Annotated in this window: 25 protein-coding genes and 2 pseudogenes; 8 read left to right on the forward strand and 19 right to left on the reverse strand. The window is 39.7% G+C overall.

Annotated features, from left to right (window positions below):
- Nucleotides 1–86: 86 nt before the first annotated feature.
- From tsaD to tsaB, 3 genes are read right to left on the reverse strand one after another with little or no spacing between them, the layout of a single operon-like run.
- Nucleotides 87–1,097 carry a tRNA (adenosine(37)-N6)-threonylcarbamoyltransferase complex transferase subunit TsaD gene (gene tsaD / locus HT736_RS04445; protein WP_100104419.1) on the reverse strand — a complete coding sequence of 337 codons (1,011 nt, stop codon included), beginning with the start codon at nucleotides 1,095–1,097 and terminating at the stop codon, nucleotides 87–89.
- Entirely contained in the window at nucleotides 1,087–1,524 is a 438-nt protein-coding gene (rimI, locus tag HT736_RS04450; RefSeq protein ID WP_101514815.1) for a ribosomal protein S18-alanine N-acetyltransferase, read from the reverse strand. Before rimI ends, tsaD begins: the two co-directional genes overlap by 11 nt.
- The gene (gene tsaB, locus HT736_RS04455) at nucleotides 1,521–2,204 is read right to left on the reverse strand and encodes a tRNA (adenosine(37)-N6)-threonylcarbamoyltransferase complex dimerization subunit type 1 TsaB (RefSeq protein ID WP_172930785.1); all 684 of its coding nucleotides are present in this window, start codon (nucleotides 2,202–2,204) and stop codon (nucleotides 1,521–1,523) included. Before tsaB ends, rimI begins: the two co-directional genes overlap by 4 nt.
- A 177-nt stretch (nucleotides 2,205–2,381) precedes the next feature.
- On the opposite strand from tsaB, the gene cibA reads away from it, so the two are divergent.
- Both cibA and cibB read left to right on the forward strand, forming a co-directional pair.
- A complete protein-coding gene (gene cibA, locus HT736_RS04460) occupies nucleotides 2,382–2,567 on the forward strand; it encodes a fratricide two-peptide bacteriocin subunit CibA (RefSeq protein ID WP_000180803.1) in 186 nt (61 codons plus the stop codon).
- 1 nt (nucleotide 2,568) lies between these two features.
- Nucleotides 2,569–2,721, forward strand: coding sequence for a fratricide two-peptide bacteriocin subunit CibB (cibB, locus tag HT736_RS04465; RefSeq protein WP_172930786.1), 153 nt, complete (start codon nucleotides 2,569–2,571; stop codon nucleotides 2,719–2,721).
- A 322-nt stretch (nucleotides 2,722–3,043) separates the two neighbouring features.
- On the opposite strand, the gene HT736_RS04470 is transcribed toward cibB, so the two are convergent.
- The 3 genes and pseudogenes from HT736_RS04470 to HT736_RS04480 all read right to left on the reverse strand — a co-directional run bounded on the left by HT736_RS04470 (nucleotide 3,044) and on the right by HT736_RS04480 (nucleotide 4,044).
- Nucleotides 3,044–3,259: a hypothetical protein gene (locus tag HT736_RS04470; RefSeq protein ID WP_000282480.1), complete on the reverse strand. Its 216-nt coding sequence runs from the start codon at nucleotides 3,257–3,259 to the stop codon at nucleotides 3,044–3,046.
- Between the two features lie 374 nt (nucleotides 3,260–3,633).
- Nucleotides 3,634–3,727 (reverse strand): annotated as a pseudogene (locus tag HT736_RS12065) (phospholipase); the annotation flags it as partial.
- A gap of 83 nt (nucleotides 3,728–3,810) precedes the next feature.
- Nucleotides 3,811–4,044 (reverse strand): hypothetical protein, encoded by a 234-nt coding sequence (locus tag HT736_RS04480; protein WP_001200005.1) that lies wholly within the window; start codon nucleotides 4,042–4,044, stop codon nucleotides 3,811–3,813.
- Between the two features lie 184 nt (nucleotides 4,045–4,228).
- On the opposite strand from HT736_RS04480, the gene HT736_RS04485 reads away from it, so the two are divergent.
- Together HT736_RS04485 and HT736_RS04490 are read left to right on the forward strand one after the other, a co-directional pair.
- Entirely contained in the window at nucleotides 4,229–4,462 is a 234-nt protein-coding gene (locus HT736_RS04485; RefSeq protein ID WP_000639571.1) for a DNA-dependent RNA polymerase subunit epsilon, read from the forward strand.
- Between the two features lies 1 nt (nucleotide 4,463).
- Nucleotides 4,464–6,143, forward strand: a complete 1,680-nt coding sequence (locus HT736_RS04490; protein WP_000331962.1) for a ribonuclease J — start codon at nucleotides 4,464–4,466, stop codon at nucleotides 6,141–6,143.
- A 284-nt stretch (nucleotides 6,144–6,427) separates the two neighbouring features.
- Here HT736_RS04490 and mnmG read toward each other — a convergent pair whose 3' ends face one another.
- The 12 genes and pseudogenes from mnmG to HT736_RS04530 form a co-directional block, all read right to left on the reverse strand.
- Nucleotides 6,428–8,341 (reverse strand): tRNA uridine-5-carboxymethylaminomethyl(34) synthesis enzyme MnmG, encoded by a 1,914-nt coding sequence (mnmG, locus tag HT736_RS04495; RefSeq protein WP_023935520.1) that lies wholly within the window; start codon nucleotides 8,339–8,341, stop codon nucleotides 6,428–6,430.
- A gap of 9 nt (nucleotides 8,342–8,350) precedes the next feature.
- Nucleotides 8,351–8,806, reverse strand: a complete 456-nt coding sequence (locus tag HT736_RS04500) for an NUDIX hydrolase (protein WP_172930787.1) — start codon at nucleotides 8,804–8,806, stop codon at nucleotides 8,351–8,353.
- A 140-nt stretch (nucleotides 8,807–8,946) separates the two neighbouring features.
- Nucleotides 8,947–10,068, reverse strand: a complete 1,122-nt coding sequence (gene mnmA / locus HT736_RS04505; protein ID WP_001282944.1) for a tRNA 2-thiouridine(34) synthase MnmA — start codon at nucleotides 10,066–10,068, stop codon at nucleotides 8,947–8,949.
- 650 nt (nucleotides 10,069–10,718) lie between these two features.
- Nucleotides 10,719–11,021, reverse strand: a complete 303-nt coding sequence (locus HT736_RS04510; protein ID WP_023941044.1) for a hypothetical protein — start codon at nucleotides 11,019–11,021, stop codon at nucleotides 10,719–10,721.
- A 333-nt stretch (nucleotides 11,022–11,354) separates the two neighbouring features.
- Nucleotides 11,355–11,660, reverse strand: coding sequence for an SPAR17_0115 family bacteriocin-like peptide (locus HT736_RS04515; protein WP_000424423.1), 306 nt, complete (start codon nucleotides 11,658–11,660; stop codon nucleotides 11,355–11,357).
- A 183-nt stretch (nucleotides 11,661–11,843) separates the two neighbouring features.
- Nucleotides 11,844–12,746 (reverse strand): hypothetical protein, encoded by a 903-nt coding sequence (locus HT736_RS04520; protein ID WP_166728080.1) that lies wholly within the window; start codon nucleotides 12,744–12,746, stop codon nucleotides 11,844–11,846.
- An 18-nt stretch (nucleotides 12,747–12,764) separates the two neighbouring features.
- On the reverse strand, nucleotides 12,765–12,947 hold the full coding sequence (locus tag HT736_RS11670) for a hypothetical protein (RefSeq protein WP_138705648.1): 183 nt from the start codon (nucleotides 12,945–12,947) through the stop codon (nucleotides 12,765–12,767).
- Between the two features lie 7 nt (nucleotides 12,948–12,954).
- Nucleotides 12,955–13,104, reverse strand: a complete 150-nt coding sequence (locus HT736_RS04525; protein WP_172930788.1) for a hypothetical protein — start codon at nucleotides 13,102–13,104, stop codon at nucleotides 12,955–12,957.
- Nucleotides 13,097–13,289: pseudogene (locus HT736_RS11675) on the reverse strand (hypothetical protein). Before HT736_RS11675 ends, HT736_RS04525 begins: the two are co-directional and overlap by 8 nt.
- A gap of 28 nt (nucleotides 13,290–13,317) precedes the next feature.
- Nucleotides 13,318–13,551 carry a hypothetical protein gene (locus HT736_RS11680; RefSeq protein ID WP_138705646.1) on the reverse strand — a complete coding sequence of 78 codons (234 nt, stop codon included), beginning with the start codon at nucleotides 13,549–13,551 and terminating at the stop codon, nucleotides 13,318–13,320.
- Between the two features lie 112 nt (nucleotides 13,552–13,663).
- On the reverse strand, nucleotides 13,664–13,843 hold the full coding sequence (locus HT736_RS12070) for a hypothetical protein (RefSeq protein WP_138703222.1): 180 nt from the start codon (nucleotides 13,841–13,843) through the stop codon (nucleotides 13,664–13,666).
- A gap of 283 nt (nucleotides 13,844–14,126) precedes the next feature.
- Nucleotides 14,127–14,858 (reverse strand): hypothetical protein, encoded by a 732-nt coding sequence (locus HT736_RS04530; RefSeq protein WP_138703221.1) that lies wholly within the window; start codon nucleotides 14,856–14,858, stop codon nucleotides 14,127–14,129.
- Between the two features lie 156 nt (nucleotides 14,859–15,014).
- Here HT736_RS04530 and HT736_RS04535 point away from each other — a divergent pair, with 156 nt between their 5' ends.
- Complete coding sequence (locus HT736_RS04535; RefSeq protein ID WP_001268172.1) at nucleotides 15,015–15,878, forward strand: helix-turn-helix transcriptional regulator; 864 nt, start codon at nucleotides 15,015–15,017, stop codon at nucleotides 15,876–15,878.
- Nucleotides 15,879–15,929: 51 nt separating this feature from the next.
- Here HT736_RS04535 and HT736_RS04540 read toward each other — a convergent pair whose 3' ends face one another.
- Nucleotides 15,930–16,517, reverse strand: a complete 588-nt coding sequence (locus HT736_RS04540) for a LysM peptidoglycan-binding domain-containing protein (protein WP_000836442.1) — start codon at nucleotides 16,515–16,517, stop codon at nucleotides 15,930–15,932.
- Nucleotides 16,518–16,758: 241 nt separating this feature from the next.
- Here HT736_RS04540 and sdaAB point away from each other — a divergent pair, with 241 nt between their 5' ends.
- Genes sdaAB through HT736_RS04555 form a run of 3 tightly spaced genes read left to right on the forward strand, consistent with a single transcriptional unit; the run spans nucleotide 16,759 to nucleotide 18,965 of the window.
- Nucleotides 16,759–17,430 carry an L-serine ammonia-lyase, iron-sulfur-dependent subunit beta gene (gene sdaAB / locus HT736_RS04545; RefSeq protein WP_000838912.1) on the forward strand — a complete coding sequence of 224 codons (672 nt, stop codon included), beginning with the start codon at nucleotides 16,759–16,761 and terminating at the stop codon, nucleotides 17,428–17,430.
- Between the two features lie 8 nt (nucleotides 17,431–17,438).
- Entirely contained in the window at nucleotides 17,439–18,311 is an 873-nt protein-coding gene (gene sdaAA, locus HT736_RS04550; protein WP_000500040.1) for an L-serine ammonia-lyase, iron-sulfur-dependent, subunit alpha, read from the forward strand.
- 21 nt (nucleotides 18,312–18,332) lie between these two features.
- On the forward strand, nucleotides 18,333–18,965 hold the full coding sequence (locus tag HT736_RS04555) for an HAD family hydrolase (protein ID WP_050261216.1): 633 nt from the start codon (nucleotides 18,333–18,335) through the stop codon (nucleotides 18,963–18,965).
- Nucleotides 18,966–19,103: the final 138 nt, after the last annotated feature.

A 19,103-nucleotide genomic window follows, 5' to 3' on the forward strand; every position in this document is an offset into this window, starting at 1 on the left:
TTTGCATATTATATCATTATTTACAATCATTTGTCAAAATATTCTGATATTTAAGAGGGCAAAAAAGCCAGCCTTAAGCTGACTCTTTATTCTATAGTATCAAAAGCGAGACTTGGTTTGGCATTGAGATCCAAGCCTGAGAAGTTTTCTTTGTTCCACTCGCTGACGCTAGCATAGGCAATCATTCCTGCATTGTCTCCGCAGAGGCGCAGAGGTGGAATGATGATCTTGACATCTGTGATTTCAGTTGCTAGGCGTTCTCTGAGACCTTTATTGGCTGCCACACCACCTGCCACGACAAGGGTTTTAACAGGGTATTTCTCCAAAGCCTTCTTAGTTTTAGCCATAAGAATATCTAGGACAGCTGCTTGGAAGGAAGCACACAAGTCCTCTGTGGACAAACTTTCTCCCTTTTGCTCGGCATTGTGATGAAGATTGATAAAGGCAGATTTCAAACCTGAGAATGAAAACTCCAGATTATCTTCCTTAATCATGGCACGAGGGAAATCATAAATATCCTGTCCCTGATGAGCTAGCTCGTCAATCTCACGACCTGCAGGATAGGTCAAACCCATGACACGGCCGACCTTATCATAAGCCTCACCAACCGCATCATCACGGGTTTCCCCAACAATCTTGTAATCCCCAGCCTCAGAAACATAGACCAACTCTGTGTGCCCGCCACTTACTAAAAGTGCTAACAAGGGGAACTCCAAAGGCTCCACACTCTGAGCGGCCATAAGGTGACCAGCCATGTGGTTAACAGGGATAAGTGGAAGTCCATGTGCCCAAGCAAAGGCCTTAGCAGCTGACAAACCAACTAGCAAGGCTCCGACCAAGCCCGGTCCATAGGTAACCGCAACAGCTGTCACATCGCCTTCGGTAATCTCTGCTTCTGCCAGTGCCTCCTCGATACAGGCTGTAATGACCTCGACATGGTGACGACTGGCTACTTCGGGCACTACGCCCCCAAAACGTTTGTGACTCTCAATTTGACTAGCAATGACATTGGACAAGAGCTCATCGTCGTTTTTCAAGACGGCGACACTGGTCTCATCACAGGATGTCTCAAATGCTAAAATATATCTATCCTTCATCTATTTCTCTCTTCATGATAATGGCGTCCTCGACTGGGTCATGGTAGTAGGCCTTTCGCTCAGCGATGACTCCCATCTTTTCTTTCTTGTAAAATGCTTGCGCTCGTTGATTTGATTTTCTGACTTCGAGGAAAATCTCCTTGTCTGTCGGCAGTGTCGCAAACAAGGCTGACGCAATTCCCTGACCCTGATAGGCTTCTTTGACAGCGATTTGCAGGACTTCTGCCTCAAAGAGATTCTCCTGTACAGCTAGAAATCCAATCACTTCTGCCCCATCATAAGCCAGAGCATACCAAGTCTGGTCTTGAGCCAGGTCTGCTTGGATTTGTTCCAGCGTCCACGGACTGATTGGGTAAACAGCTGCCATAACAGCGTAGATGGCTTGAGCCAAGTCAGACTGCTGTTGAGTTCGTTTGATTTCTATCATAGGCGTTTAATGTAAGACTCGCCAGACTCCGTGTGGTTCTTAAGCCAGTTTTCCTCAGCCTCAACACGTTTGAGGTAGTTCGGCACAAAGTCGTGCAAGGAGTCTGCTTCCTTGTCCCAAGCCCAAAGAGCTAGATTGGCTGCATTTGGCAAGGTTTCTTTGAAATTAGTCCTTGGCAAGTGTTCTTGAATCTGCTTCACAAAGGGGCCAACTTCTCCGACAAAGGTTACCTGACTAGCCCCCTTGATTAGCTCAATCACTCGCTCAAAAGGCAGGTGCGCTTCTGGCATGACAGGTTTGGCATTTTCATAAAATCCTGCATAAACATTATTGCGACGCGCATCCATCAAGGGGACAAACAAGCCTTCTTGTTGGTAGGGCACCAGAGCCAAGAGACTCGACATACCAACTAACTCGATGTTCAGAGTGTGAGCTAAGGTCTTGGCAGTTGCCACCGCAATTCGCAAGCCTGTGTAGCTACCTGGCCCTTCAGCTACCACGATTCGGTCCAAATCCTTGGGTGTCCAATCCAAACTTGCCATCAAAAAATCGATGGCAGGCATAAGGGCAATACTGTGATTTTTCTTGATATTAATCGTCGTCTCGGCAAGAACCTGCTTGTCCTCTAAAATAGCCAGAGAAAGAGCCTTGCTAGACGTATCAAAAGCTAATACTTTCATAACACATTCCTATCTTTTTGTCTGCTTACTATTATACTACAAAAGCTGGCACATGGGAATTTTCTTTATCCCCAAACAAAAATGCCCTCACTTAACTAAAAATAATTTAAAAAAATGTTCACTTTTCCTTTTCTTTTCCGAATATAAAAGTGAATAAGAAAAAAGGAGGAAAGTTCAATGACAAATTTTGACATTCTTGACAATCAATTTTTATCCTTATCTGAAAATGAATTATCAGATATTGATGGCGGTCTCGCTCCCTTGGTTATCTTTGGAGTAGCAGTATCTTGGAAAGCTATTGCAGGTGGAACAGCACTTATAGGTTCTGGTTTGGCAGCTGGTTATTTTTTAGGAGGAGATTAATATGATGAAAGATTTGAACAACTATTGTGAAATTTCTACTAAGGAATTGCAAGAAATAAAGGGTGGCTTTGGTGTAGGTGTTGGTATCGCTTTATTTATGGCAGCTTATACCATTGGAAAAGACCTTCATAAAAAGTTTGGTAAGTCATGCTAGATAAGAAACACATTTTTAGAAGGATAAATTTTATTGTCTTCATCTCTTACAGTTTGCTCAGCATTCTCAATGATTTAAACATGACTACTATCCCTTTACCAATTGATCTATCTGTTTGTATTGTTTTATTTTTATGCTTCAACTCTATTTTTGAGCAGAACAATGACTCCCATAAAAATAATAAGCTCTGAAAATTCCATTGTCATGTCATTTTAGAAAAATGCAAAGACCACCTCATCTTGATAGATGGGGTGGAATTTTCGTGTCATAAATTTACTATCTTTTGCCACCAAACAAAAACGCCCCAGCATGAGCAGGGCATCTAAGCATTTAATCCAAAGTAAAATACAAACCAAACGACATAGGTTACGAGGAGAAGAAAAAGCGAGTAGAGAGTCACAAAGGTAATTTTCCACAAGAACTTGGTTTGTCGTCGTTCCAGTTTGGTAAATAGAAGATTACCCGCATAAACGCAAGCAACAAAAACAATAAAAGCTACCAAGCGAGCTCCGATAGCAAAAGCAAATAAGTTATACATAGAGCAACCTCCTTAGTTTAAATTTATCTTAATAAGTAAAGTGAAATATTGCATAAGTATCCATTTTTAATATCGCAAATATATTTTTTAAAGACATAAACACATCTACAAGCGCCTATAAACAGAAACCTTAAAAGATAAGTTAAAACTTATAAGATAAGATTCTGTTCATAGACACCAATACTCATATCAACACTTTTACGTAACAACTCATATTTTACAAAAACTTGGTCTTATACGAATCTAGAAAATAGAACCACAGCTGCTCTTGCATATGCTCCTTTAGTTGTATTCCAAGCATTATTTGCTACAATAGGAGATAATCTTATTAGGAATGCGGCATTGCAACTTCTATTATCTGCTAAAAATCCCTTAAAACACTTATCATGATAGAAACAAGCCATATCTAAATCATCAATAGCTGGAATAGAATATCCATTATTTCCCATAACCACAATAATTACCATAAGAGCCTATAGGAAAAAGAGAGCGATCCATTCTAGCCAAATCAGTTGACTCTCCGTTAGTCTCTATATCCGTTACGATTTCGTTTAAAACACGCCTACCTCCAAAGCTTCATTATCTAAACCAAGCTCCTCTGCTTTATCTAATCTAACTACAGGGAAAGCATGTTCATTCAATTCGGTAACTTTATCCAATTCAGAAGTATCTATAAAGTTAAACATAATATCAATAGCACTAAACAATATAGTTTCCGAATTATTTCCTTTCCAGCTTATACTATTTCTTTCTATTATTATAGCATATACTTTTTGATATTGCAAGCGTTTACCAAAGAAATCGTCCCATGACTTTCTCGTTTCCGTCTTTTACTAATTTTTCATTTTGTGGTATAATTGAAATAATTGTAACGAATCAAGGTCAATCTAGACACAAAATGGAATGAAATCAAGCAAATCTATGCTAAAAGTTTGGAATAAGCTGACCTGTAAAATAGAAAGGAACTATATGATTTACAAAGTTTTTTATCAAGAAACAAAAGAACGTAGCCCACGTCGTGAAACAACACGCGCACTATACCTAGACATCGATGCCAACTCAGAACTTGAGGGCCGTATCGCTGCTCGCCAACTTGTCGAAGAAAATCGCCCAGAGTACAATATCGAGTATATCGAACTCTTGTCTGACAAATTGCTAGATTACGAAAAAGAAACTGGCGCCTTCGAAATTACGGAGTTCTAATATGGCCTACACTCTTAAACCTGAAGAAGTCGGCGTTTTTGCCATCGGTGGTCTGGGAGAAATCGGGAAAAATACATACGGAATTGAATACCAAGATGAGATTATCATCGTCGATGCTGGGATTAAATTCCCAGAAGATGACTTGCTGGGTATCGACTATGTCATTCCTGACTACTCATACATCGTGGACAATATCGACCGCGTCAAGGCTGTTTTAATCACACACGGACACGAGGACCACATTGGTGGGATTCCGTTCCTGCTCAAGCAAGCAAATGTCCCTATCTATGCTGGACCACTTGCCTTGGCTTTGATCCGTGGGAAACTCGAAGAACACGGCCTCTTGCGCAACGCCAAACTTTACGAAATAAACCACAACACTGAGTTGACCTTTAAAAATCTCAAGGCAACTTTCTTTAGAACGACTCACTCTATTCCAGAGCCTTTGGGAATTGTCATTCATACTCCGCAAGGAAAAATCATCTGTACGGGCGACTTCAAGTTCGACTTTACTCCAGTTGGAGAACCTGCAGACTTGCATCGTATGGCTGCCCTTGGTGAAGAAGGCGTGCTTTGTCTTCTGTCTGACTCAACAAATGCAGAAGTGCCAACCTTTACCAACTCTGAAAAAGTCGTTGGTCAGTCCATCATGAAGATTATCCAAGGCATTGAAGGACGTATCATCTTTGCATCCTTTGCCTCAAATATCTTCCGTCTCCAGCAAGCAACTGAAGCTGCTGTTAAGACTGGACGTAAGATTGCGGTCTTTGGTCGTTCTATGGAAAAGGCCATTGTCAACGGAATCGACCTTGGCTACATCAAAGCTCCTAAGGGAACCTTTATCGAGCCAAATGAAATCAAAGACTACCCTGCTGGCGAGGTTCTGATCCTCTGTACAGGTAGTCAGGGCGAGCCTATGGCAGCCCTCTCTCGTATCGCCAACGGAACCCACCGTCAGGTACAACTCCAACCCGGTGATACCGTTATCTTCTCTTCAAGCCCAATCCCTGGAAATACGACTAGCGTCAACAAGCTGATTAACATCATTTCTGAAGCTGGTGTCGAAGTTATCCACGGTAAAGTGAACAATATCCATACATCTGGACACGGTGGCCAGCAAGAGCAAAAACTCATGCTCCGCTTGATTAAGCCAAAATACTTCATGCCTGTCCACGGTGAATACCGCATGCAAAAAGTCCATGCTGGACTAGCAGTGGATACTGGTGTTGAGAAGGACAATATCTTTATCATGAGTAATGGTGATGTGCTTGCCCTTACTGCTGACTCAGCTCGTATTGCAGGTCATTTCAACGCCCAAGACATCTATGTCGATGGAAATCGTATCGGTGAAATCGGCGCAGCTGTCCTCAAAGACCGTCGTGATCTATCTGAAGACGGTGTCGTTTTAGCAGTCGCAACTGTTGACTTCAAGTCGCAGATGATTCTATCTGGTCCAGACATCCTCAGCCGAGGCTTTGTCTACATGAGAGAGTCTGGCGACCTGATTCGCCAAAGCCAGCGTATCCTCTTCAATGCCATTCGTATCGCACTGAAAAACAAGGATGCTAGCGTGCAATCTGTCAATGGTGCCATTGTCAACGCTATTCGCCCCTTCCTCTATGAAAATACCGAACGTGAACCGATTATCATCCCGATGATCCTCACACCAGATGAAGAATAATACTCTTCGAAAATCTCTTCAAACCACGTCAGCTTCGCCTTGCCGTATATATGGTTACTGACTTCGNNCTTTGATTTTCATTGAGTACAAGTCAACAAAACAGCCCCGTCTTCGGAGCTGTTTTTCTCTATGCTTTCTTTTGAGATTAAAACTCAATGAAAATCAGACCAGAAGGCTAGGAAAATGCATAACTTGAGTTAGCTCCCATAGTTCGGGGAACTATGGGAGGTTGGAGATGAATCAAAGCCAAGCTTTGAACTCATTCGTAAGAAGCCGACGACGTATCATTTTGATTTTTGAAGAGTTTTAGAAATACTACGATTTTTACCTTCCAGATACACCATCAAAATAGAAATATCTGCTGGGTTTACTCCCGAAATACGGCTGGCTTGGCCGATGGTTTCTGGATTGATGAGTTTGAACTTCTGACGAGCTTCGGTTGCGATAGAATCAATGTCATCCCAATCAATATTGGCTGGAATGCGTTTTTCTTCCATACGTTTCATCTTAGCAACCTGGTCCATGGCTTTGGAAATATAGCCTTCGTACTTGATTTCTGTTTCAATCAATTCGATAATCTTGTCATCCAAGTCCTCTGCAGCTGGTCCGATGAAGGCCACCACATCTTGGTAAGAAACTTCTGGACGGCGAAGGAACTCCTTGGCTGTCACTGCATCTGTCAACGGCTTGAAGCCCATCTCCTCAACCTTGGCATTGGTTTCCTTGACTGGCTTGAGTTTGATGCTGTCTAGGCGTTTCATCTCATTTTCAAATTGATTTTTCTTGATTTCAAAGCGAGTCCAGCGTTCATCATCCACAAGACCAATCTCACGGCCCATCTCAGTCAAACGCATATCAGCATTGTCATGGCGGAGAATGAGGCGGTATTCAGCACGACTGGTCAAAAGGCGATAAGGCTCAATCGTTCCCTTGGTCACCAAGTCATCAATCATCACCCCGATATAACCGTCACTGCGCTTCAAAATCAACTCAGGTTTACCTTGGATTTTCAGAGCCGCATTGATCCCAGCGATAATCCCTTGGCCTGCTGCCTCTTCATAACCTGACGTTCCATTAGTCTGACCAGCAGTGAAAAGTCCGGAGATTTTCTTGGTTTCCAGAGTCGCACGCAACTGGTGTGGCAAGACCATATCGTACTCGATGGCATAACCTGTTCGCATCATCTCTGCATTTTCCAAACCTTTGATAGAATGAACCAGCTCACGCTGGACATCCTCAGGTAGACTGGTTGAGAGGCCTTGGACATAGACTTCCTCTGTATTGCGCCCTTCTGGCTCTAGGAAAAGTTGGTGGCGTTCCTTGTCTGCAAAGCGCACAATCTTGTCTTCAATCGACGGACAGTAACGAGGTCCCACTCCCTTGACCACACCTGTAAACATAGGCGCACGGTGGAGGTTGTTTTGGATAATCTCATGACTGGTACCATTGGTGTAGGTCAACCAGCATGGCACTTGATCCTTGACATAGTCCTCATCACGTGAAGTGTATGAGAAGTGATTAGGCGCTTCGTCCCCTGGCTGAATCTCGGTCACATCGTAGTTGATAGAAGAAGCCTTGACACGTGGAGGTGTTCCTGTCTTGAAACGACCAATTTCGAGTCCTAATTCCTTAAGATTGTCAGCAAGGTTAATAGAAGCCAAGCTGTGGTTAGGACCTGATGAGTACTTGAGGTCTCCGATGATAATTTCCCCACGGAGGGCTGTTCCTGTCGTCACGATAACAGCCTTGGCAGCATACTCTTGATGAGTCGCTGTACGCACACCGACAACCTTGCCATCTTCCACCAAAATCTCATCAATCATGGTCTGACGAAGGGTCAGATTTTCTTGATTTTCAACTGTCTTGCGCATCTCCTTAGAGTAAAGCTCCTTGTCAGCCTGCGCACGAAGGGCACGAACGGCAGGACCTTTCCCAGTGTTGAGCATCTTCATCTGGATGTAAGTCTTGTCAATGGTCTTGGCCATCTCGCCACCGAGGGCATCAACTTCACGCACGACAATTCCCTTGGCAGAACCACCGATAGAGGGATTACAAGGCATGAAAGCCAGCATTTCAATGTTAATGGTCGCAAGCAAGACCTTGCATCCCATACGGCTAGCAGCCAAGGAAGCCTCAACCCCAGCGTGTCCCGCACCAATTACAATAATATCGTATTCTTCAGTAAAATTATATGTCATATTTCTCTCCTATTTCTCAAGATGAATGTGTCTTAGTTGGCCGTCCCAATCTGGCAGGGCTGTTTTTAGAAAGGCTGGAACTAGATTGATACCCTTAATCTTGTCTATGTCAATCCACTCACAAGGCTGCGTTTTTTCGTCTTCCTGCATGGTCAATGGAGCATCTTCAAGCAAGTCCACCAGATAATGAAACTCGATATTGTAATAGGAAACACCGTCCTGTTCAAAATGATTTTCAACCACAAAAGCTAGCTGCCCAGCTTGAGCTTTAACACTCAGTTCTTCCCTCACTTCGCGGACTACCGCGTCTTCCGTTCTTTCATTGACTTGGATAGCACCACCAATTGTGTAATACTTGCCCTTATCTTTGGTGACTAGAAGCTTACGATTTTGGACAATCAAAGCTGTCGCCCGAACACCAAAAACCGTATTGCCTACTTTTGTCCGAAAGTCTTGTTGAGTCATTTCTATCCTTTCCCTTAAACGACACAAAAACAGTCAAAACTCCAAAGAGGTGCAGGACAAAAAAGCCTGCAACATCCATGAGCTTTGACCATCATTTCTATTGCTTTTATTATTGTAGCAAATTGAGAAAATTTGTCAATCTAAATGTACTGACAAACTTGTCCATCTCGGTAAGCATTGTCAATCAAACCACCACCTAGACATTCTTCGCCATCGTAAAAGACAACTGCCTGACCTGGTGTAATCGCGCGTTGCGGTTCTGCAAAGATGACCTCTGCCTTGTCTCCTTTGACATGTACTGTCACCTTAGAATCAGGCTGACGGTAGCGGAATTTAGCCGTACATTCTAGCGTAAATTCCTCGGGCATGTCACGAGTAAAGTGGACTTGACTAGCCTCTAGGCTGGTTGACATGAGTGAATCATGGTAGAATCCTTGGCCGACATAGAGGATATTCTTGCTTAGGTCTTTTCCGACAACGAACCAAGGTGCATTGTCACCGCCGTGTTGCCCACCGATACCGAGACCACCACGCTGACCAATCGTATAGTACATAAGACCTGCATGCTCGCCCATATCGCGACCATCCACAGTCATCATGCGACCAGGCTGAGCTGGTAGGTAGTTGCTGAGGAAATTTTTAAAATTCTTTTCTCCGATAAAACAAATCCCTGTCGAATCTTTCTTCTTAGCAGTCGCAAGTCCTGCTTCTTCTGCTAGTCTGCGAACTTCAGGCTTTTCCAAATGTCCTAGTGGAAACATGGTTTTTTGAAGTTGTTCTTGCGAAAGCTGGCTGAGGAAATAGGTCTGATCCTTGCCATTGTCCACGCCACGAAGCATGTGAACAATGCCATCCTCATCACGCGCTACACGGGCATAATGCCCAGTAGCTACATAGTCTGCCCCCAAGGTCATGGCATAGTCCAAAAAGGCCTTGAACTTGATTTCCTTGTTGCACATAACATCTGGATTTGGCGTGCGTCCTGCACGGTATTCCGCTAAGAAATACTCAAAAACGCGGTCCCAGTACTCTTTTTCAAAATTGACAGAGTAATAGGGAATACCGATCTGGTCTGCCACCGCAGCCACATCCTTGTAATCTTCGGTCGCCGTACAGACCCCGTTTTCATCTGTGTCATCCCAGTTCTTCATGAAAATACCGATCACATCGTAGCCCTGCTCCTTGAGCAAAAGAGCCGTCACCGACGAATCAACACCACCACTCATCCCCACGACAACACGTGTTTTAGAGTTATCACTCATGGTAAGTCTCCCATCTATTCGTTTATTTATACCCCTCAAAATTCTATTTACTATGACTTTCAATAGAATTTCTTCGAGTATAGTCTTTTCGTTTGCTTTTAGGACTAGGCAACGAGTCGCAGGCATAACTTGAGTTCGCTCAATCAGTCTGGGAGACTGATTGAGGTTATAAATCAGACAAGCTAAGCTTGCATCTCATTTCGAGTTAACGACGTAATAAAAGATAAACGAAATGACTAGTTCACGATTGAAGGTCGTGTGTGCTTTAACGATTGAAGGTCGCTTGAGCAGTATTCATTATAACATGCTTGGTTAGAGAAGACAAGGAAAGGAGCCAATCTTGACTCCTTTATTGAAGAAATTGTTTTAACCTTGTCCTTTCTTTTCTAAGCCGAAAATGAAATGGTAATCGATAAAGATGCCCATGATTGAATAGGCACATAAAATATCCTATACTTACCTTCCATTATTCCGTGATTGAATGTATTTAGCAACAATATAGATAAGAAAGGCAAACATGATTACCAGATAGCTCACTATAAGGAAAACATGCTTAAAAATACTAGTATCAAATAAACTCACGATAGCTAATAATAGATTCATAATAAATACTATAGTCGCAAATAGTTGTACTTTTTTATCTTTCATAACTAGTCCCAGCCTAAATTACTTTCCAATATCCTACCGAAATTATAGCCGGTAATATAGCCTGACATATAACCTGTTGCTGCACCACAAGTAGCTAAAATGAATGCATAGCTAACTGTACCAATAACTGGTAAGGTTATTGTCCCTAGTGCTGCACCAGCTGCCGCTCCAGTTATAGCTCCTGCTATTCCGCTTGCGACACCACCTACACCTCCACAAAGCAAGGCAAGCCACCCTTCACCATCAAGATACATCATCTCTTCTTCATCAATAGTAACATAGTTGTTTGGTAATACGAGTTCCATCAAAATTCTCTTTTTTATTAATCACTTGTTAGGATAGTTTCCTAACAAGTGATCGCAGGCTTTGTTTAGTTACCTAAATTAGACTTCCTTCCTTTATCTTATTTTAAATATTTAAAACCAGTTACTGCTTGAAGCTTAACAGTTTACTTAATTCAAATAACAGCTAATCACTGATTCCCTGATTTTATCAAATATACTAATAACAACAATTGTGATACGATCATCATTATAAGAACAACATTTAACGAATCAAAGTTTTTCCGAGATAATAATAAAGCAACAGCAAGCAGTATTATTACTAAAGATTGAATAACTACTATTACTCTTAACATTTTATCCTCTACCAGTAACCAAAGCATAGTATCTATTTTCAAAACCGAGCATAACTATTGCACCTATTGCTCCAAATGCAACCAGCATTGCTCCCCTAATACCCCACTTATTTTTTTGATAATCAGAGTTTTTATATCCTGAATAGTAGACTCTTTCTCCTAACACATATCCTGTGCTATACGATGCGCCACCAATTGTGATAGCCAAGGCAACAATGGCCGAAATTGACATTGGTTCTCCGCCATCAAGATACATCATCTCTTCTTGTTCAAGATCAACATAATTATTTGGCAATACGAGTTCCATTTGTTTTCTCCTTTTTTATTAAGCATGGTTAGGATAGTTTCCTAACAAGTGAGCATCGACTTTGTTTATAGCACTTAGTTACCTAGATAAGATACTTTTTTGCCTAATCATATTCTATAGATGAACAGATTTGCAAACCTAATTAGTTGAAATTATTTCATTTGTTGTACGAACAGTATGAATCTAGATTATCTTCTTATTACTAATCAATATCCTTCGTGATTTTATCTTATCATACTCTCTATTCATACAGAAATTAAAATTATTTCTTAACCAACTTGTATAATAGAAAAAATCTAGTTGATTGATTCTGATGAGCCGTATTCTAATTTTATCAATCTTTTCTTGCCAGTTATTATTGTTACTAATAGAAATCTCATACAGCAGTAACTCGGCAAGACCTGTACACAGAAGGGTGTTCTGAGAATCTTCGATTTTTTTCAAAATATCCTCAAAGATCTCGCTATCCGTTAAAAAGGTAGATTGGTTAATCGCATCATACAGCTGAAGAGACATTAAGTCAGAATAACTTAGCTCTGATTTTTGTATCTTATCCTTTAACGTTTTCGTCAAATCGCTTTCAAACGAATCTTCTTTTTCCCATTTATTTTGATTAAAAAGAAATTCCGTCTTATTAAAAACGAGATGATTGATATCCATTATAGTCCAGAAAAATATTGTAGTAAGCATGATGATTGCAAAAGGAATTTTTAAAATAAATACTAGGATAATAGCAATTTCAAGAATAAAACTCCATATAATCCTAGATCTTAAATCATCAGGCGACAAACTTTTACGATGGAATGAAAAATAGGGCGAGAATCTCACATTCACTTTTTTCCTTCTTATAAAAATAAAGGGAAAAATCTTAATAAGACCTTCTTTCTTGTATAAATCTTTCAATGCGTATAGTATGTCTAAAACTATTTTTGATAAAATCAAACTACAGAAAGCAAGACTCATACTAATCACAAAATCAAGGGGAGATTCTAGATTCAATAGTAAGTTATTCACTAGGACATGCAACTCTAGCCACAAGACAAAAAGAGGGAGCATTAGTAAGAAAACAATTAGTTTACGTATCATAATTTTACAGTGTCCTTATCATTTTCTTAATTTTGGATAAACTATCATTGCTATGGTTAAAATCAAAAATATTAAATTAATCATAATGATTAATTTCTTTAGTTCCTCATCAACATGATCATATGCTAAAAAAGTTACAGAGGAAATTAGTAGAAATGCCAAAAATACAATAACAAAAATTTTTTCAATTTTCATACCCATTTTACAATCACCATAAGTCGTTTAAGTTTAGATCTCTGCGATGAATATCATTATTTGCCCAAATTGTTGTGATTGCATCACCAATTGACATCCAAGTTGCAAATCTGTTAATAGCAGAAGTTGCAAAACCTGCTTTATTGATAACAACTTTAGTCATCATCGTCTCTATAAAAATATTTTCTATACACTCTTGATAATACCAAAATTAATGTCAATATCATACCAAGAGCTATAATAATAGAATTTATTAGATTTATTTTAGTATATCCAATCACNNGTGATTGGATATACTAAAAATGACAAAAAATGAATTTCACCAATTCCAGCAAAAAAATGTTTCATTTTAAATATCCCAATTTTACCTTTCGTCTTAACAATCCACTAACAACTCTATTGACTTCTCTTTTTTTTTGAAAAATCTTGATAGCAAATTTGCTCCACTTAATGCCACTAAGATTTCAATGGGCAAAAAATAGTAATCCCATATCAAATGGGAAATCAGCAATGTTAGAAATAGTATACAGTCAATATAACTATTCTGAAAATACTCTGTAATTACATAATACAGAAATGCCACAACCACTGAAATTAAAACAACCATCATAATACTATCATCCTGTTCTTAATTTATTGTCACTTTTTCCATCCCATTCATCAATAGCATTAAAAAATCCAATCAAGAAATGATTACCCACTCACTAATACTATTCTAAAATTTAATTTTTTGGGGGATTTAGTAACGCAATTCCAATTAGCAATACACCTAATATAAATAAAAGTATTTCCCAAAATTTATTCTCAGTTTTAATAAAAGGTATAAGATACATACTAACCAATATGGAACTTACTCCTAAAATAGCAAAGACCACTCTGACTCTATCACTTAGTTTAAACATATTTAATTCCCCATAAAATAAGCAGTGGCTACGTTTACTGTAACATTCCCCCGTCTTTATGTAGAGATAATCCCCTATCAATACACCTCATCTCTTCTTACTCAATAGCAGAATAATTATTTGGTGATACGAGTTTCATAAGATTTCTCCTCTTTAACGTTGCATGGTTAGGATAGTTTCCTAACAGGTAATAGTCAACTTTGTTTATAGTACTTAGTTACCTAGATAAGATATCCTTTCACTATTTGATTTTAAAGAGAAGTAAGATTTAACCATATCTATCTCACTTCTTATTTTTAAATAACTCATACTCTTTTTCTCTGATAAAGGGAAGTGAGAAATTAGAAAAAATTAGTAGAATTGAAAATAGGTATCCATCTTTTTGCATTGCTAAAACATAGCCTAAAAATAAATAGACAATCAAATCTAGTACAAAAAGAGAAAATATCCTCCTTTTCATTACATTACTTGTCTTAAAGATTCTATTTAATAGAATCTTTATTGTAGTATCTACACAAATTTTTATCAAAAAAATAAGAGTTAGTACACGATTAGCAACTGTACCATGAAGAATAAATGGAAATATAGTTAATATAAAACTAGAAATCTCTAAATATTTTATCCAAGGAGATTGAGACATCTTACTTTTAAACTGACTGATTTTCCTATACTCGCTAGCTAATCTAGTATCAAAATCTTTACCAATTATATTAAAGATTAAGAACTCCAGGATAAAAATACTGATTAATACGATATAAGTAGAAACCTTTCCTGGGAAATATTTATTGATTAAAATCGGGAAACTCATTAACAGAATCGAATTTATGGCTAGACAGATAGATACTATTTTATTTTTCACTGAATATATAGGGAGCGATACTATCGAATAGAGAAACGCTAAAAAAAGAAGCAAGAAATACTCTGTGCTGCTAATTAGCGGCGCCCTTAATGATAAAAATATATACAGCCAACACACGATGAGGTGTATTTTTCGAATCTTATCTACACTACTCATTCTTCCTCCTCTTATCTTTAGTTCCATTTTTAAACTATGTCAACCTTTTTCACAAATTTATTTCGACTTTCTTTTTTACTTTTTACATTGCTATGATACAATATTTTTAACAAAATTTTATTGTTTGTTAACTTTTTTCACGAAAAGGAGAAAATCATGCGTTATGATTTCGGAAAGGTCTATAAAGAAATACGTGAGTCAAAGGGGCTGACCCAAGAAGAGGTCTGTGGGGGTGTTCTCTCAAGAACCAGCTTATCAAAAATCGAAAGTGGCAAGACAACCCCAAAATATGAAAATATGGAATTTCTTCTCCGTCAAATCAATATGAGTTTTGAAGAGTTTGAATATATCTGTCAACTTTATCAACCAAGTCAACGCACAGAGATTATGCAAACCTATCTCAATATGCGTTCCATTATCGGGACCAGCGATCTTGTCAATTTATTTCAAAAATGCCAAGACTACCTCAAGACCCACCACGATCTCCCTATAGAAGAAATCAGAGATATGCTTGAAGTTGTTATTTATCTCCGTCAACACGGGGCAGGGGAACTATCAAAACACGCAGAACAGGTTGTCAAAAAACTTTGGAAAAAAATTGAAAAACAAGATACATGGTATGAGAGTGATCTAAAAATCCTCAATACCATTCTTTTCAGTTTTCCCATTGAATACCTCCATCTCATCACTGGAAAAATATTGCAACGCCTAGAAGTCTATAAAAACTATCAACATTTATATGACTTGCGAATGACAATTCTATTAAACCTTTCCACACTCTATCTATACAATCAAGATAAAAACATGTGTAAGCAAATCTGCTACACTTTACTAGAGGACGCCAAGAATAAGAAAAGCTACGATAGGCTGGCTATCTGCTATGTCCGTATTGGGATTTGTACAGACGATTCTAAACTTATCCAAAAAGGGTTCTCCCTTCTGGAGCTAACCGAGGAAACTTCTATGCTGTCTCATCTCAAAAAAGAAGTAGAGATCTATTACCAAGCGAAGGAAAGATAAAAAAGCCGAGGGATTTCCTCGACTCTTTACATATTATTTGTTCGTTAGTTCTTAATACCAGCCATTGTTAAGCCAGAAGTTTTTAGCAGCAGTCCATGAACCGTAACGTCCTGCAACGTAGGCATCTGCTACACGTTCTTGGTTTTCAGCTGAGTAGTCACCGTTCAGGTATGAATCTGTTAATTGGTAACGTCCGATATAACGTCCATTTGTAGCTGTATAGCTACCACCTGATTCTTTTTGAGCGATCCATTCTTTGGCTTCTGCTTCAGATCCGCTTACAGTTGAAACAACTGTTTCACTTACTACTGGAGTTTCTGCTACTGGAGCTGAAACAGTTTCATCTTGAGCGGCTGGTGCCGCATAAGTAGCTGGCGCTGGTGTTGCAACAGGCGCTACAGGGCCATCGATAACCAACTCTTGATCAACATAAATCAAATGAATGTTATCAATGTGGTTGTTTTCTGCCAATTTTTCAACTGTTGTGTTGTGAGTTTCAGCGATTTCTGAAAGTGTATCACCTTCTTTAACAGTGTAAGTTGATGATTCTTGAGCAGATACAAATGATGGAGCAAATACTGCAAACAAGGCAGCTACTCCTGCAAGAGTTGCTTTAATCTTTTTAGTTATTGATTTCATATTCGAAAATTCTCCTTCTTTCTATAGTTCTATCATACCCTTTAAATATTACCGTTTCTTGACACTTTTATGTAGAAATATTACAAAATTATTTTTTATTTCCCTAAATAAGGTGTTTTTTGTCATAAAAGATACTATTTTTATGCTATTTGAGGTATTAGAAAGGTTTTCATCCACAATTAAAGCCAAGCCCCTCATTCTTTGATATAATAGAGATAAGAATTTTTATAAGGGGAAACTGATGAAATCACTTCGTTTTCAATCTGTCTTTGATATCATCGGACCAGTTATGATTGGCCCATCTAGTAGCCATACCGCTGGTGCTGTTCGTATTGGGAAGATTGTCTCTTCCATTTTTGATGATACTCCGACAGAAGTTGAATTCCAACTTTTTAACTCATTTGCCAAGACCTATCGTGGTCACGGAACAGACCTAGCCCTTGTTGCAGGTATTTTAGGAATGGATACAGATGATCCTGAAATTCCAAATAGTCTGGAAATTGCCCACAAGCGTGGTATCAAGATTGTCTGGACCATTCAGAAAGACAGCAATGCCCCTCACCCTAACACCACTAAAATTACTGTTAAAAATGCCCACAAGACCATCAGCGTGACTGGTATTTCTATCGGTGGAGGAAATATTCAGGTAACCGAACTCAATGGTTTTGCCGTCTCTCTCAATATGAATACACCGACTATCATCATCGTTCATCAAGATATTCCAGGTATGATTGCCCTTGTTACAGAGGCGCTTTCCCGCTATGGTATCAATATCGCCCAGATGAATGTCACTCGTGAAAAAGCTGGTGAAAAAGCCATTATGATTATCGAAGTTGACAGTCGCAACTGTGATGAGGCTATCGAAGAAATTCGAAAAATCCCTCATCTCCACAATGTCAATTTCTTTAAATAGGAGGAAGCATGTTTTATTCTATCAAAGAATTGGTCGAGCAAGCAGATCTGGACTTTCAAGGAAATGTCGCAGAACTCATGATTACAACAGAGTTTGAATTGACCGGTCGCGAACGTGAAGAAGTCTTCCTTCTCATGGAACGCAATCTGGAAGTTATGAAAGCCTCTGTCCAACTTGGCCTCAATGAAAATAAATCTCGTAGTGGCCTGACAGGTGGAGATGCTGCCAAATTGGATCACTACATCAAAAACGAAAAAACTTTATCAGATTACACGATTCTCTCTGCTGCCCGAAATGCTATCGCAGTCAATGAACACAATGCTAAAATGGGCTTGGTCTGCGCTACTCCTACCGCAGGAAGTGCCGGTTGTCTCCCTTCCGTTCTCACTGCTGCTATTGAAAAATTAGACCTCAGCCACGAGCAACAATTGGATTTCCTCTTTGCTGCTGGTGCCTTTGGACTAGTCATCGCAAACAATGCCTCCATCTCAGGTGCTGAGGGTGGGTGTCAAGCTGAAGTTGGTTCAGCCTCTGCTATGAGTGCTGCCGCCTTGACTCTGGCTGCAGGTGGAACACCTTATCAGGCCAGTCAAGCTATTGCCTTTGTCATTAAAAATATGCTAGGCCTCATCTGTGACCCTGTTGCAGGTTTGGTCGAAGTTCCCTGTGTCAAACGTAATGCCATGGGAGCTAGCTTTGCTTTCATCGCAGCAGACATGGCCTTGGCAGGTATCGAATCTAAAATCCCTGTGGATGAAGTGATCGATGCCATGTACCAAGTAGGAGCAAGCATGCCAACTGCCTTTCGTGAAACAGCTGAAGGTGGACTCGCTACCACCCCTACTGGTCGTCGCCTCCAAAAAGAGATTTTCGGAGAATAAGCTTATCAAATAGGAGAAACCATGACCTCTATCACAGCGATTTTTTTCGATTTGGATGGAACCCTCGTTGATAGTTCTATCGGGATTCACAATGCCTTTACCTATACCTTTAAAGAGCTGGGGGTGCCTAGCCCTGATGCCAAAACTATTCGTGGTTTTATGGGACCACCTCTCGAAAGTAGTTTTGCGACCTGCCTGTCCAAAGACCAAATTTCTGAAGCCATGCAGATATATCGTTCTTACTATAAGGCAAAAGGCATCTATGAAGCTCAACTCTTTCCTCAGATTATAGACTTGCTTGAGGAGTTATCGAGCAGTTATCCACTCTACATCACCACGACAAAGAATACATCTACTGCTCAAGACATGGCCAAAAACTTGGAAATCCATCATTTCTTTGATGGTATTTATGGTTCTAGCCCTGAAGCACCCCATAAGGCAGATGTCATTCACCAAGCCTTACAGACACATCAACTAGCACCAGAACAAGCCATCATCATCGGAGATACCAAGTTTGATATGCTGGGAGCTCGAGAAACAGGTATTCAGAAATTGGCCGTCACTTGGGGATTTGGAGAGCAAGCAAATCTACTAAACTATCAACCTGATTATATCGCTCACAAACCCTTAGAAGTTTTGGCGTATTTTCAATAGCATAGACTGGGCGACAACTCTATTTCAGAAGAAAATGAAGTAATACTCAATGAAAATCAAAGAGCAAACTAGGAAACTAGCTGCGGGCTGCTCAAAACACTGTTTTAAGGTTGTAGATGGAACTGACGAAGTCAGCTC

This window comes from Streptococcus sp. 339, assembly GCF_013277285.1.
In the GTDB taxonomy this organism is placed as follows: domain Bacteria; phylum Bacillota; class Bacilli; order Lactobacillales; family Streptococcaceae; genus Streptococcus; species Streptococcus pseudopneumoniae.

Coding starts and splice junctions, on each gene's coding strand:
- tsaD (WP_100104419.1), bottom strand. CDS start 1,097: ATGAAGGATAGATATATTTTAGCATTTGAGACATCCTGTGATGAGACC.
- rimI (WP_101514815.1), bottom strand. CDS start 1,524: ATGATAGAAATCAAACGAACTCAACAGCAGTCTGACTTGGCTCAAGCC.
- tsaB (WP_172930785.1), bottom strand. CDS start 2,204: ATGAAAGTATTAGCTTTTGATACGTCTAGCAAGGCTCTTTCTCTGGCT.
- cibA (WP_000180803.1), top strand. CDS start 2,382: ATGACAAATTTTGACATTCTTGACAATCAATTTTTATCCTTATCTGAA.
- cibB (WP_172930786.1), top strand. CDS start 2,569: ATGATGAAAGATTTGAACAACTATTGTGAAATTTCTACTAAGGAATTG.
- HT736_RS04470 (WP_000282480.1), bottom strand. CDS start 3,259: ATGTATAACTTATTTGCTTTTGCTATCGGAGCTCGCTTGGTAGCTTTT.
- HT736_RS04485 (WP_000639571.1), top strand. CDS start 4,229: ATGATTTACAAAGTTTTTTATCAAGAAACAAAAGAACGTAGCCCACGT.
- HT736_RS04490 (WP_000331962.1), top strand. CDS start 4,464: ATGGCCTACACTCTTAAACCTGAAGAAGTCGGCGTTTTTGCCATCGGT.
- mnmG (WP_023935520.1), bottom strand. CDS start 8,341: ATGACATATAATTTTACTGAAGAATACGATATTATTGTAATTGGTGCG.
- HT736_RS04500 (WP_172930787.1), bottom strand. CDS start 8,806: ATGACTCAACAAGACTTTCGGACAAAAGTAGGCAATACGGTTTTTGGT.
- mnmA (WP_001282944.1), bottom strand. CDS start 10,068: ATGAGTGATAACTCTAAAACACGTGTTGTCGTGGGGATGAGTGGTGGT.
- HT736_RS04510 (WP_023941044.1), bottom strand. CDS start 11,021: ATGGAACTCGTATTACCAAACAACTATGTTACTATTGATGAAGAAGAG.
- HT736_RS04515 (WP_000424423.1), bottom strand. CDS start 11,660: ATGGAACTCGTATTGCCAAATAATTATGTTGATCTTGAACAAGAAGAG.
- HT736_RS04520 (WP_166728080.1), bottom strand. CDS start 12,746: ATGATACGTAAACTAATTGTTTTCTTACTAATGCTCCCTCTTTTTGTC.
- HT736_RS11670 (WP_138705648.1), bottom strand. CDS start 12,947: ATGGGTATGAAAATTGAAAAAATTTTTGTTATTGTATTTTTGGCATTT.
- HT736_RS04525 (WP_172930788.1), bottom strand. CDS start 13,104: ATGACTAAAGTTGTTATCAATAAAGCAGGTTTTGCAACTTCTGCTATT.
- HT736_RS11680 (WP_138705646.1), bottom strand. CDS start 13,551: ATGATGGTTGTTTTAATTTCAGTGGTTGTGGCATTTCTGTATTATGTA.
- HT736_RS12070 (WP_138703222.1), bottom strand. CDS start 13,843: ATGTTTAAACTAAGTGATAGAGTCAGAGTGGTCTTTGCTATTTTAGGA.
- HT736_RS04530 (WP_138703221.1), bottom strand. CDS start 14,858: ATGAGTAGTGTAGATAAGATTCGAAAAATACACCTCATCGTGTGTTGG.
- HT736_RS04535 (WP_001268172.1), top strand. CDS start 15,015: ATGCGTTATGATTTCGGAAAGGTCTATAAAGAAATACGTGAGTCAAAG.
- HT736_RS04540 (WP_000836442.1), bottom strand. CDS start 16,517: ATGAAATCAATAACTAAAAAGATTAAAGCAACTCTTGCAGGAGTAGCT.
- sdaAB (WP_000838912.1), top strand. CDS start 16,759: ATGAAATCACTTCGTTTTCAATCTGTCTTTGATATCATCGGACCAGTT.
- sdaAA (WP_000500040.1), top strand. CDS start 17,439: ATGTTTTATTCTATCAAAGAATTGGTCGAGCAAGCAGATCTGGACTTT.
- HT736_RS04555 (WP_050261216.1), top strand. CDS start 18,333: ATGACCTCTATCACAGCGATTTTTTTCGATTTGGATGGAACCCTCGTT.